The sequence below is a fragment of the Herbaspirillum aquaticum genome, from assembly GCF_002213425.1.
GTDB lineage: Bacteria > Pseudomonadota > Gammaproteobacteria > Burkholderiales > Burkholderiaceae_D > Herbaspirillum > Herbaspirillum aquaticum.
On the sequence record NZ_NJGV01000026.1, the window covers coordinates 65,084 to 77,280 of the forward strand.

General features: G+C 63.7%; 11 protein-coding genes. 7 read left to right on the plus strand and 4 right to left on the minus strand.

The genetic code is table 11. The features are described from left to right. The first annotated feature begins 9 nt into the window (after window positions 1–9). Both CEJ45_RS21530 and CEJ45_RS21535 read left to right on the plus strand, forming a co-directional pair. Entirely contained in the window at window positions 10–1,092 is a 1,083-nt protein-coding gene (locus CEJ45_RS21530; protein ID WP_088757103.1) for a ketopantoate reductase family protein, read from the plus strand. Window positions 1,093–1,130: 38 nt separating this feature from the next. Beyond that, window positions 1,131–1,907 (plus strand): class II aldolase/adducin family protein, encoded by a 777-nt coding sequence (locus tag CEJ45_RS21535; protein WP_034334430.1) that lies wholly within the window; start codon window positions 1,131–1,133, stop codon window positions 1,905–1,907. Between the two features lie 108 nt (window positions 1,908–2,015). Here CEJ45_RS21535 and CEJ45_RS21540 read toward each other — a convergent pair whose 3' ends face one another. The 4 genes from CEJ45_RS21540 to CEJ45_RS21555 form a co-directional block, all read right to left on the minus strand. Then, window positions 2,016–2,693 (minus strand): hypothetical protein, encoded by a 678-nt coding sequence (locus CEJ45_RS21540; protein ID WP_241517399.1) that lies wholly within the window; start codon window positions 2,691–2,693, stop codon window positions 2,016–2,018. A gap of 379 nt (window positions 2,694–3,072) precedes the next feature. Continuing rightward, a complete protein-coding gene (locus tag CEJ45_RS21545) occupies window positions 3,073–4,380 on the minus strand; it encodes a gallate dioxygenase (RefSeq protein WP_088757104.1) in 1,308 nt (435 codons plus the stop codon). A 53-nt stretch (window positions 4,381–4,433) separates the two neighbouring features. Next, a complete protein-coding gene (locus CEJ45_RS21550) occupies window positions 4,434–5,765 on the minus strand; it encodes an MFS transporter (RefSeq protein WP_088757105.1) in 1,332 nt (443 codons plus the stop codon). Window positions 5,766–6,009: 244 nt separating this feature from the next. After that, complete coding sequence (locus tag CEJ45_RS21555) at window positions 6,010–7,215, minus strand: LysR family transcriptional regulator (protein WP_088757106.1); 1,206 nt, start codon at window positions 7,213–7,215, stop codon at window positions 6,010–6,012. A 131-nt stretch (window positions 7,216–7,346) separates the two neighbouring features. On the opposite strand from CEJ45_RS21555, the gene CEJ45_RS21560 reads away from it, so the two are divergent. The 5 genes from CEJ45_RS21560 (at window position 7,347) to CEJ45_RS21580 (ending at window position 12,195) form a co-directional block, all read left to right on the plus strand. After that, on the plus strand, window positions 7,347–8,507 hold the full coding sequence (locus CEJ45_RS21560; protein WP_277622436.1) for a 4-oxalomesaconate tautomerase: 1,161 nt from the start codon (window positions 7,347–7,349) through the stop codon (window positions 8,505–8,507). 5 nt (window positions 8,508–8,512) lie between these two features. After that, window positions 8,513–9,556, plus strand: a complete 1,044-nt coding sequence (locus CEJ45_RS21565; protein WP_088757108.1) for an amidohydrolase family protein — start codon at window positions 8,513–8,515, stop codon at window positions 9,554–9,556. An 11-nt stretch (window positions 9,557–9,567) separates the two neighbouring features. Beyond that, complete coding sequence (gene ligK / locus CEJ45_RS21570; RefSeq protein WP_088757130.1) at window positions 9,568–10,251, plus strand: 4-carboxy-4-hydroxy-2-oxoadipate aldolase/oxaloacetate decarboxylase; 684 nt, start codon at window positions 9,568–9,570, stop codon at window positions 10,249–10,251. 238 nt (window positions 10,252–10,489) lie between these two features. Continuing rightward, the gene (locus tag CEJ45_RS21575; RefSeq protein WP_206601762.1) at window positions 10,490–10,945 is read left to right on the plus strand and encodes a hypothetical protein; all 456 of its coding nucleotides are present in this window, start codon (window positions 10,490–10,492) and stop codon (window positions 10,943–10,945) included. Between the two features lie 116 nt (window positions 10,946–11,061). Further along, the gene (locus tag CEJ45_RS21580; RefSeq protein WP_088757110.1) at window positions 11,062–12,195 is read left to right on the plus strand and encodes a porin; all 1,134 of its coding nucleotides are present in this window, start codon (window positions 11,062–11,064) and stop codon (window positions 12,193–12,195) included. Window positions 12,196–12,197: the final 2 nt, after the last annotated feature.

Sequence of the window (12,197 nt, forward strand, 5' to 3'; positions counted from 1 at the left end):
GTGATTGCCATGAGCAACGCAACTTCCCCCTCTGCTGCATCACCTGCTGAACCCTTGCGCATCTGCATCGCCGGTGCCGGCGCCATCGGCGGCACCCTGGCCGTGCGCCTGTCGGCGGCCGGCCACCAGGTCAGCGTACTGGCGCGTGGGCAGACGCTGCAGGCCATCCGCGAGCGCGGCCTGACCCTGCATGACCTGCACGGCACCACGCACGCGCGTCCGGCGGCCAGCCAGTTGCCGGAGTTCGGCATGCAGGACGTCATCTTCCTGTGCGCCAAGAGTCAGGACATGTCAGCCCTGCTGCCGCAGATCGCGCCCATGGTGGGCGAAGAAACGGTGGTGATCCCGACCAACAATGGCGTGCCGTGGTGGTATTTCCACCGCGAGGGCGGGCGCTTCGATGGCGATACCGTCAAGGCTGTGGACCCGGACGGTGCGCTGTCAAATGCGGTTGCGCTGGACAGGCTCATTGGCAGCGTGCTCTTCATCACGGCCGAGGTCGACAGTCCGGGCGTGATCCGCTCGGTCAATCCGCACCTGATGGTGCTGGGTGAACCTTCCGGCGCGATGAGCGAGCGGCTCATGCGCGTGCGGGCGGCGGTGGAAGCGGCGGGCATCGAAGCCCGCGCGACCGATCGCATTCGCGACAAGCTGTGGACCAAGATCATTGCCAACATCAGCACCAACCCGCTGTCGGTCATCACGCAGGGCACGCTGCAGCAGTTGTACGGCGTGCCCGAGCTGCGCGAGGTGGTCAGCCAGATCATGCGCGAGACCTTGCTGGTGGCCTCCAGCCATGGGGCGCGGGTGGACATCGATCCCCTGACCTTCCTGCAGCTGGGCGAGGCCATGGGGGCGTTCCGGACCTCGATGCTGCAGGACCTGGAGCGCGGACGGCCACTGGAGCTGGCGTCCATCGGCGATGCCGTGCTGGAGATGGCCGAGCGTTATGCCATCCCGATGCCGATCACGCGGACTATCGTATCGCTGGCGCGTTTTCGCGGCGAGGCGGCGCAGCAGCAGACAGGGCAGACAGGACAACAGAGAGCGCAGCAGACACAACAACCGCAGCCGGCGGCGCGGGCCGCCTGAGCGCGATCACCTCATTGACGAATTCAGGAGTCAAATCGATGAATATCATGCAATTCAGCTATGGCGCAGATAAGCCATCCCACTGCAGCGACGAAGAATGGGCGCTGCGCATCCAGCTGGCGCACTGTTACCGGCTGGTGGATTACCTGGGCTGGACGGAGATGATCTTCAACCACATCTCGGTGCGCGTGCCGGGGCCGGAGCATCATTACCTGGTCAATCCCTTTGCGCTGAACTACAACGAAGTGACGCCGGCCAACCTGCTCAAGGTGGGGCTGGATGGGCAACTGGCCGAACCGTCGGATTACAAGGCCAACCCGGCGGGGTTTGCGCTGCACAGTGCCATCCATGGTGCGCGTGATGACCTGCGCTGCGTGATCCACACGCATACCACGCCGATCTCGGCGGTGACGATGAAGAAGAGCGGTTTCGAGCACAACGATTTCTATGGGGCGCAATTGTTCGGGCGTATCGGGTACCACGAGTTCGAGGGGATCACGCTGTTTGCGGAGGAGAAGGAGCGCATGCTGCAGAGCTTAGGCGACAAGCACATCCTGGTCTTGCGCAATCACGGGGTGGCGGTGTGCGAGAGCGATATCCAGCGCGCCTTCTTCCTGCTGTGGACGGTGCAGCGGGCGGCCGAGATCCAGGTGGCGGGACGGTCGATGGCGGGCGAGGATCAGCTGTTGCCGGATGCGGTGAGGCAGAAATGTGCGGACCTGACGCAGCAGCTCATTCGCAATGACGGGTTTGCGGTGATTTTCTTTGAGGCGATTGTGCGCAAGATGTTGAAGGGGGTTTATCAGGTCGGTTGATCTTGCGAGAGATTAGTGGGACTGGTCCGGGCGGAGCGGGTGCCGCCCAATATGGCCCGGAGCCTAGCGACGGGCCAGTCGGAGAAAACGGTGGGGTATTGCGGTGTTTCAGTACCTTGATTCTTTTTTGATCCTGTTTCCTACTTGAATCCATAGGTCTTTGATGTCTGATAGTTGCGCTTTTTGCTTGCGCTTGACGTTGTCGAAGAAGTCAAAGGCGGTGAAGATGAAGACGCCGGGACGCAGTTCATAAAGCGCGGTATGGCACATGCTGGTAGCTCGATACACCGGGCCGTCGTCGAGATAACAGTCTGACTCGGCAGCGTAAATTTTTATCGGATCGGCCATTAGGGGTGTCATTGGATAGGTGAAGAGGGGGGTAAATGTGTAATAACCGATCTGCTGTTCATCCCGATCGCCCCAACGTTCTTCGTCGGGGACTGTCTCAGCGAAACCCATCGTCCAGATAAAGTCCTTATTGGACGAGATACATAGTTCGCCTAGCCACTTCTGCGTTTTTGTAGAGTGGAAGACGGTGCAGTAGCTATCTGGATAGTCTTTGCTAACTGGTTTCATGTTTTTGGACATTTGCCACGCTTTGGGAAAGCGTAAATCCAGGGTAAGATCGATGGTGACTTCATAGCCGTCATTGAGTCGCTCGGTGGCGATCAGCCTTTGTGGCAAGAGGACGTCTGGCCCGAGTGGCGAGTCCAGCTGGAGCAGCCGGCGATGCTGCGTGATGCGCGCGTGGGAGCGTGGTGAATGATTCGGCGAGGGGGAGGGCATGCGATGCGGCTTCCAGAGAGAATTCGCGCAGTCGGGAACATGCCAGTGAACAAACAGGAAAAAAATGCAGGACTTCTTGCGAAGCGCGCCTGCCCGTTTGGAAGGAGGATGTCCCTGATGCGGCCAATGCCCATGGACTCCTCGGTACAGCCAGGGCCGCGGGCGACGAAGGCGACAGTCTCCGTTGCGCGAGGTACTTTCTCAATGGAAGTAATTCGATTTTTCGGACGATTAGCGTAGTGGCTTTCGCCAAGCCATAGTCAAGACAGCTCGGGTGTTTTGATGGAGTGCTGATTTTCTTTGAATGGCAACGCCCATAAAAAATCGCGCCGCTCCGAGGGAGGGCGCGATGCCGTTTACGTCAGCAGGAAGAACACGCTCACCGGGTCCCGGTCTTGTTCCAATCCGCAGCCTTGTCCGATGCCGCCCCTGCCACCGAATACAGCGCTCCCGGCGCATTGCGCGTCTTCTGGAATTCTTCCAGCGACTGACCGCGCATGGCCGCGTAGATATGCAGGTTCGATACGCCGACCACCGCGCCCAGCTTTTCCAGCAGGAAGAAGATCACGCCATAACGGATCATGGCCTGCCAGTCGCGGCGGCTGATCATGTCGCATTCCTCCTGCGACAGACCAGCTTGCGCATAGGTCGCTTGCGGGTCCGCCAGGAAGCGCTCGCGGAACGCCGGCTGGATCAGCTGGTACAGGTAGCGGTTGATGCGGTAGCGCGCATTGGCCGTCTCCAGCGTGAAGGGATAGGTGCCTTGCAGATGCTCGATACCCTTGAGCTGCTGGGCCACGTGCTCGCGATGACGGGCCACCTCGGCCGCCTGCAAGGCCGCATCGGCCGGCACTGCCGGTTCATAGACGGCCACCGCGATGCCGGTCATGGAGGGCAGGTAATACTCGCGATGCAGGCAATTCACGCCTGCCGGCATGGCCCCGCGCATGATGAGCCACATGATGACTTCGGCACTCTCCAGTCCGCCCAAGGTCGCCAGCTCGGCGTGGGTCAGGCGCGTGAGCGCCTCCGGATCATGCTGCAGGAGATCGAGGAACTGATGGTCCCACGGCGTGTTGTTGAAGCCCGCACGCTCGCCATGCACCTGATGCGACAGCCCGCCGGTAGCCACGATGACCACGTCCAGGTCTTCCGGATAGCTTTCGATGGCGCGGCGCAAGCCCTGGCCCAGCTTGTAGCAGCGGCGCGCGGTGGGGATCGGGAACTGCAGCACGCCTACCTGCAGCGGGATGATCTGGCCGGGCCAGCCCTCCTGGTGCGGCCACAGCATCGACAGCGGCGAGAAGCACCCATGGTCCAGCGGCTTGTTCTGGAAGAAGGCCATGTCGAATTCATCGGCCATCAGGGAGCTGCCGATATGCCGCGCCAGCGCCGCCTGGCCGCCCACCGGCGGCAGCTTGCGGGCACCACCGCCTTCGTCGGCGACCTGGTACTCGCTGCCCACCCCCAGCGCAAAGGCGGAGTAATGGTCAAAGAAGAAGGAGGTCACGTGGTCGTTGTAGACCACCAGCAGCACGTCCGGCTGCTTCTCTTGCAGCCATTGCTGCACCGGCTCGTAAGCCTTGAAGATGGGCGCCCAGACCGCATCGTGCTGCTTGTTGGCATCCAGCGCGAAGCCGATGGTCGGTGTGTGGGAGGTGGCGATGGCGCCGACGATGTTGGCCATGACGATTTATTCCTGTAACAGATGAATCCGATGTGATTGATGCAGCAGCTTGATCAAACCGCTGCCGCCGGACGCTGTCCCATCTGGATGAAGACGATGATCAGCGCCGCCAGCGTCGCCGGGACCGCGAGAATGGCGATGACGGCACCAAAGCCCCAGCCCATCGACAGCAGGACGCCGCCGGCGAAGGAGCCCAGGATGCTGCCGAAGCGGCCCACCCCCAGCATCCACGATACGCCGGTCGCACGCACCACGGTCGGATAGCAGGAGGGGGCAAAGGCGTTCAGTCCGGTTTGTGCGCCGCTCATGCAGAAGCCGGCCAGCAGCACGTAGGCCGCAAACATGCCCGACTGCACGCTGCCGGACGCCAGCAGCAGGATGAAGACGGCACCGGCGATGTAGGCGCAGGCGATGGCACGGCTGGGCGACCAGCGATCCATCAGGAAGCCTACCACCAGCGCGCCGACGGTGCCGCCCAGCTGGAACAGTGCCGTGATGCTGGCCGCCTTCTCGATGGGCAGGCCGGCATCCTTGATCAGCGTGGGCAGCCAGCCGGAGAGCAGGTAGATCACCAGCAAGCCCATGAAGTAGGTGCCCCACAGCGACAGGGTGGTCTTGCGATAGGCGTCCGAGAGCAGGACCTTGGCCGGCTGGCCGCCCTTGACCGGCGGTTCGCTCACGCTGAAGGTCTGGCCGGCGGCGAATTGGCTGCCGCACACGCGCGCCAGGGTGCGCGCAATGCGCTCGGCGGGATAGTGGCGCACCACCATGAAGCGCGCCGACTCCGGCACCAGCCACAGGTAGAACGGCAGGCAGAGCAGCGGAATGGCACCGCCGACCATCAGCACGGTGCGCCAGCCGTAATCCGGCAGCAGGGCGGCGGCCAGGAATCCGACCAGGCCCGAGCCCAGGTTGAAGCCGGTGAACATGATCGCCAGCAGCGTGCTGCGCGAACGCTCGGGGACGTACTCGGAAAGCAGGGTGGTGGCATTGGGCATGGCCGCGCCCAGGCCAAGTCCGGTCAGGAAGCGCAGCGCCGAGAGCGTGACCACGTCATGCGCGAAGGCACAGGCCAGGCTGCACGCACCGAACCAGGCCACCGCCGTCATCAGCAGTTTCTTGCGGCCATAGCGGTCCGACAGCGGACCGACCAGCAGCGCACCCACGGCCAGACCGATGGGCGCGGCACTCATGACCACGCCGAAGGCTGCGCGCGAGATGCCCCACTCCTTGGTGATGGCCGGTGCCAGGAAGCCCATGATGGCCACGTCCATGCCGTCGGTGGCCACGATGAGGAAGCACAGGATCAGCAGTAGCCATTGGTAGCCGGACATCTTGCGCCCGTTGATGTGCGAGCGCACGTCCAGCGATTGTGCTGTATTCATTAAGTCTCCGTAATGGTGTCGAATTGTCGGGATCTGCCGGCTTGTCTGCACGCGGCTTGGGGATTACCTGTCCAGGCAGCACCAGCGTGCCTCGACTTGGCACAAAGTGTAAGACGGGGAGGGCCGGCGAGTATTGCTTTCGGCTACCGGAGCGTTGCTATTTGCTAATCGTGATGGATTTTTTACGGATCCGGGAAAGCGCGCTCGTACCGCTTGGGGCCCGCCTGCTGCAGGCGTGCGCCGTTCAGTCCAGTGCTGCGGCGACCGCTTCAATGTCTTCCTGCAGGGCCCGGGCGCCGGGCGACAGATGCGCACCCTTGCGCTGCATGAGCCCGATGCGGCGCTCCATGCCGCGCATGGCGAAGGGGAGGGGGGTGAGCTGCCCGGTGGCGATCTCATGCTGCAGTTGATGGGCCGAGATCACGGTGAGCATGTCGCTGCCCACCAGCAGTCCGCGCAGCAACGCCAGGTCGCCGGTCTCCACCGCTGGACGGGGCGCCGACCAGTGGCTGTCGCGGAAGAATTGCTCGATGGAATCGCGCAGGGGCGTCCCGGCCCGGGAGAGCACCCAGGGATAGCCGTCGAGATCATGCAGGGACAGCTTCTTGCGGTGCGCCAGCGGGTGCCCGGCCCGTGCGATCAGGGCGGCACTGTCGGCCACCAGCGGCCGCATGTCGAAGGTGTCACTGGAGAAGGCGCGCAATGCGCCGACGATGAAATCGATGCGTCCGCTCATGAGGCCGGCGGCCAGCTCTTCATAGGGGCTTTCCAGCGAGCGGATCTGCAGCCGCGGATGGCGCGCCAGTACCCGCGTCATCGCCGCCGGCAGCAGTTGCGAACGCGCCAGCGGCAAAGCCCCGACGGTCACCGTGCCTTGCACCACACCGTCGAGGGCGGCAATGTCTTCCGGAATATGGCGCAGCTCGGCCAGCGCCCGGCCGAAGCGTTCGGTCCAGCGGCGGCCCGCATCGGTGGGCAACATCCCGTGTGCGGTGCGAAAGAAGAGCGCCTGCCCGAGGATGCCCTCCAGCATCGACAGGGCCTGGCTCACCGCCGAGGGGGACACTTCCATCAGGCGCGCCACGCTGGGCATGTGATGCGTTTCGGCCAGCAGCGCGGCGGCCTGCAGGCGGCGTTCGTTGAACAGCGCGTCCAGGCTGCCCACCGGCTGGCCGTTTCGGTCGCGCAGGCGCAGCGCATCGTCGCGTACCTCGCGCAGTTCGGCTTCGATACGTTCGACGCGCAGCCGCACGGCTTGGCCAGCGGCGGTCAGCAGCATGCCGCGGCCCTTGCGCTCGAACAGTTGCGCCGACAGGCTTTGCTCCAGCGCCGCCACCGAGCGCGCCACCGCAGAGGAGGCGCGCAGCAACGTGTCGGAGGAGCGGCGCACGCCGCCAGTGGTGGCGACAACATTGAAGACGTGCAGGTGACGCAGGTTGAGCAGGGCCATGGCGAGACGATCCGGGGACATTGATTTCTGAGCGCGATTAGAAAATTAGAACAGAGGAAGGCCCACAACGCAACCAAGCCGACGGGGCGCTCACGCATACTCGACGCCATTGTTTTCAAAGGTAAAGCGCCGTGCCTGATCCTGATTTCCCTGCTCCTGGCGACGCTGACGCGTCCGACCTGCTGGCCATTCCCTGCACCCTGATGCGCGGCGGCACCTCGCGCGGTCCCTTCTTCGTGGCCGACGACCTGCCACAGGATGTCGCTGCGCGCGATCGCGTGCTGCTGGCCGCGCTGGGTTCTCCCGATCGTCGCCAGATCGATGGCCTCGGCGGTGCCCATCCGCTGACCAGCAAGGCCGGCATCGTCAGCCGCAGCCGTGTGACCGGGGTGGACCTGGATTTCCTGTTCGCACAGTTGCAGCCTGAATCGGACCGCGTCGATACCACCCCCAATTGCGGCAACATGCTGGCTGCCGTGCTGCCCTTTGCCATCGAGCGCGGCCTGATCGCTGCCGGTCCCGAGACCACCACCGCGCGCATTCTCACACTCAACACCGGCATGCAGTGCGATGTGACGGTACAGACACCGGGCGGCCGCCTGCGCTATCGGGGCGATACCCGTATCGATGGCGTGCCGGGATCGGCGGCACCGGTCAGCATCAACTTCCTCGACACGGCGGGCTCGGTCTGCCCTGCCATGCTGCCCACGGGGCGCGTGCAAGACCGGGTGCGCTACGCCACCCCCGGCGGTGAGCAGCGCGAGACTGCTGCCACCCTGATCGACAATGGCATGCCCATGGTGCTGGTGCGCGCGTCTGATTTCGGCCTGACCGGTCATGAAAGCGTGGCTGCCCTCAATGCCGACGCGGTCCTGAAGGAGCGGCTGGAGGCTTTGCGGCTGGCCTGCGGCCCGCTCATGGGATTGGGTGAGGTCAGCGCCAGGAATTATCCCAAGATGTGCCTGCTGTCTGCCCCCTTGGCGGGTGGCACGATCAGCACCCGCTGCTTCATCCCGCATGTCTGCCACGAGGCCATCGGTGTGCTGGCCGCCGTCACCGTCGCCACCGCCTGCGTGCTGGAAGGCTCCATAGCCCAGGGGCTGGCGCTGGCCGGCAGCGGCTTGCAGCGCACCGTCTCGGTGGAGCATCCCAGCGGCGAATTCAGCGTCGCGCTGGAGCTCGATCCCCACGACCAGCAACAGATCCTGCGTGCCGCGCTGCTGCGCACGGCGCGTCCCATCCTGCGCGGGGAAGTCCTGGTTCCCGCCGAACTCCTGACAGAACATTCCTGAATCCCATGCGAGACTCCCTCATCATCGACTGCCATGGCCATTACACCACCGCCCCCAAGGCGCTGGAAGATTGGCGCAACCGGCAGATCGCCAACCTGAATACGCCTGAACTCGGTCCCAAGGTGGCCGAGCTCAAGATCAGCGACGACGAACTGCGCGAATCCATCCAAAGCAACCAGTTGCGACTGATGCGCGAACGCGGTGCGGATCTGACCATCTTCTCGCCGCGCGCCTCGTTCATGGCGCATCACATCGGCGATCTCAAGACCAGCCAGACCTGGGCGGCCATCTGCAACGAGCTGTGCCATCGGGTAGCGCAGCTGTTTCCCGATCACTTCATCGGTGCAGCCATGCTGCCGCAGTCGCCGGGGGCCGATATCCGCACCTCGATTGCGGAGATGGAAAAGTGCGTGCGGGAATATGGTTTCGTCGGCATCAATCTCAATCCCGATCCCTCGGGCGGGCACTGGACTGCGCCGCCGCTGTCGGACCGCTCCTGGTATCCGCTCTACGAAAAGATGGTGGAGCTGGAGGTGCCCGCCATGATCCACGTGAGCACCAGCTGCAATGCCTGCTTCCACACCACCGGTGCGCACTACCTCAATGCCGATACCACTGCCTTCATGCAGTGCCTGACCTCGGACCTGTTCAAGGATTTCCCGACGCTGAAGTTCCTGATCCCGCACGGCGGCGGTGCCGTGCCGTACCACTGGGGCCGTTTCCGTGGCCTGGCGCAGGAGATGAAGAAGCCGCTGCTGGAAGAACATCTGCTCAACAACATCTTCTTCGACACCTGCGTGTATCACCAGCCGGGCATCGACCTGCTCACGCGCGTGATCCCGGTCGGGAACGTGCTGTTCGCCTCCGAGATGATCGGTGCGGTGCGCGGTATCGATCCGCAGACCGGCCACTACTACGACGACACCAAGCGCTACATCGAGGCCGCCGCCCTGAGCCGCGAAGAGCGCCACCAGATCTACGAAGGCAATGCCCGCCGCGTCTACCCGCGCCTGGATGCCGCCCTCAACGCGAAAGGACTGACAGCATGAGCACTCCCCTGATCAACCAGCTTGGCGTGGTCAAGCGCCAGATCGAACGCGCCGATGCCGCCGCCGTACGACAGCTCGGCCAGTTCGGCGTGGCGACCGTGCATGAGGCGCAGGGCCGCACCGGCCTGTTGAAGCCTTACCTGCGCCCGATCTATCCCGGTAGCACCGTCTCGGGCACGGCCGTGACCGTGCTGCTGCACCCTGGCGACAACTGGATGATGCACGTGGTGGCCGAGCAGATCCGTCCTGGCGACATCGTGGTGGCGGCCATCACGGCCGAGTGCACCGACGGCTATTTCGGCGACCTGCTGGCCACCAGTTTCATGGCGCGCGGGGCGCGGGCCCTCATCATCGATGCCGGTGTGCGCGACGTGAAGATGTTGAAGGAAATGGGCTTCCCGGTGTGGAGCCGCGCCATCAGCGCCAAGGGCACCATCAAGGCCACACCGGGCTCGGTCAACGTGCCGGTGATCTGCGCCGGTGCCCTGGTCAATCCGGGCGACGTGATCGTGGCCGACGATGATGGTGTGGTGGCCGTACCTGCCGCTGATGCCCCGCGGGTGGCCGAGGTGGCGCAGAAGCGCGAAGCCCTGGAAGGCGAGAAGCGCGCCCAGTTGGCCGCGGGCGTGCTGGGGCTGGACATGTACAAGATGCGCGCGCCGCTGGAAGCGGCAGGCCTGAAATACATCGACTGATTTTATGTGACCCGCAGGACGAACCTGGCGGGAAACAGTGAGGGGAAGAAGAGAGCGTCCACGCAGAAGAGGCGCATGACCACAACAAGAAGGCGCATCAAGCGCAGCATAAAGACGGGCCAACACGGCTCCGATATTTCGCCAATCCAAGGAGAAGGAAGACACCATGCACACTGCAACCCACGCGGCCGCCCTCGATGCGGACCGTCCCACAGCCGGCTGGAAGAGCCGCTCCGCCATGCTGCGCGCCGGTATCATCGGCGGGCTCACCGGCGGCATCATCATCTGGATCTATGAAGCTTTGGTCTGGGTCGGCGCGCAGCACCTGATGCCGCTGGCCGGTATCCCTCGCAACGCCACCGGCCTGGTGTTCGGCAAGGACGTCCAGGAGGCACTTGGACCGCTGGCCTACCTGCTGGGCACCGGCATTCATTTCTTTTTCACCCTGGTGTGGGGCATCTTGTTTGCCGCAGTGTGGCCGCACCTGCGCCGTCGTGGGCATGAAGCCACGCTGGCTGCCCTGGTCTATGCGGTCATCGCCTGGATCGTCATGCACGTGGCCATCATGATCGCCTCCGACAACCATCCCAACTACTACGATCCGGCCATCATCATCGGCGGCTTCATGTCGCATTTCTTCTTCACGGTGCCGCTGGCGCTGATCGTCAAGAAGCGTCTCGAACAACAAGACTGATTCATTGCACCTGTCAGGTTGCGCATGCCGTCCCGGCAGGGCGCAGCCTGCGCGCGCCATGTCGGTTCATAACAGGTTTCATTCCATAACAGGTTTCACCACAGGAGGAGAGATCCATGCAGTCGCATCAACCGTTTCATCGCCGCTTCGGCCTCATCCCGGCAGCCCTGCTGCTGGCCGCTGCCCCCGCTGCCTTCGCGCAGAGTTCAGTGACCATCTATGGCGTAGTGGACGTCTATACGGCCTACCAGAAGAGCACCGTCGGCGGCAAGGACACTTCGCTCTGGGCCATGGGCAACAACGGCCAGATGACCAGCCGTCTCGGCTTCAAGGGCGTCGAGGATCTGGGTGGCGGCTATCGCGCCAGCTTCAATCTGGAAACCGGTTTCGATCCCAGCACCGGCGGCCTGCAGAACAGCTATCGCTACTTCGACCGCCAGTCCTGGGTCGGCCTCGGCGGCGGCTTCGGCGAGGTGCGCGTGGGGCGGCAGAACAGCGTCATGTTCCTCTACTCGGGCAATATGGATGCGTTCGGTGCGGCCACCTATGGCTCGGCCTACAACAACTTCGCCAACTGGCTGGCGCGGGTGGACAACGACATCAGCTACATCTCGCCCAAGTTTGCCAATACCACGCTGGAACTGCATTACTCGGTCGGCGAGCGCGCCGGCAGCACCGCCGGCAATGTGGTCTACCAGATCGGCATGCAGACCCAGCAGGGGCCGCTCTACGTGGCCAGCGCCTATCTCAACGCCAACAACACCACCAACACCAACAGCGTGAAACAGTTCATGCTGGGCGGCAATGTTGAGTATGGCAGCGGCAAGGTCTACCTGGCCTTCTTCCGCACCAACGAAGTGATCTCGGCCACCACCGGCAATGTCTTCACCAACCCGGCCGGCAAGTACGATCCGGCCGGAGCCGTGGTCGGCAATACGGCGGGCGACTATCACAACACCTACAGCCTCTCGGCCGACTACCGCATCAATGCGCAGACTACGCTCGGTGCCGGTGGCGGTTATGTCAAGGACGGCTCGCGCTACAACAACAACGCGCGCCAGTTCAGCCTGATCGTGAACTACGACCTCTCCAAGCGCACGCGGCTGTATGCGGTGGCCTCACGGCTGGTCAACCAGAATACTGCCGCCTATCGCATGACCGGTGCCAGCTTCACGGCCAGCCAGGCCTTGAGCCCGGATGCGGGCGCCAGCGAGACCGGCGTGCAACTGGGGATCCGGCATACCTTCTGAGG

Coding starts and splice junctions, on each gene's coding strand:
- CEJ45_RS21530 (WP_088757103.1), top strand. CDS start 10: ATGAGCAACGCAACTTCCCCCTCTGCTGCATCACCTGCTGAACCCTTG.
- CEJ45_RS21535 (WP_034334430.1), top strand. CDS start 1,131: ATGAATATCATGCAATTCAGCTATGGCGCAGATAAGCCATCCCACTGC.
- CEJ45_RS21540 (WP_241517399.1), bottom strand. CDS start 2,693: ATGCCCTCCCCCTCGCCGAATCATTCACCACGCTCCCACGCGCGCATC.
- CEJ45_RS21545 (WP_088757104.1), bottom strand. CDS start 4,380: ATGGCCAACATCGTCGGCGCCATCGCCACCTCCCACACACCGACCATC.
- CEJ45_RS21550 (WP_088757105.1), bottom strand. CDS start 5,765: ATGAATACAGCACAATCGCTGGACGTGCGCTCGCACATCAACGGGCGC.
- CEJ45_RS21555 (WP_088757106.1), bottom strand. CDS start 7,215: ATGGCCCTGCTCAACCTGCGTCACCTGCACGTCTTCAATGTTGTCGCC.
- CEJ45_RS21565 (WP_088757108.1), top strand. CDS start 8,513: ATGCGAGACTCCCTCATCATCGACTGCCATGGCCATTACACCACCGCC.
- CEJ45_RS21575 (WP_206601762.1), top strand. CDS start 10,490: ATGCTGCGCGCCGGTATCATCGGCGGGCTCACCGGCGGCATCATCATC.
- CEJ45_RS21580 (WP_088757110.1), top strand. CDS start 11,062: ATGCAGTCGCATCAACCGTTTCATCGCCGCTTCGGCCTCATCCCGGCA.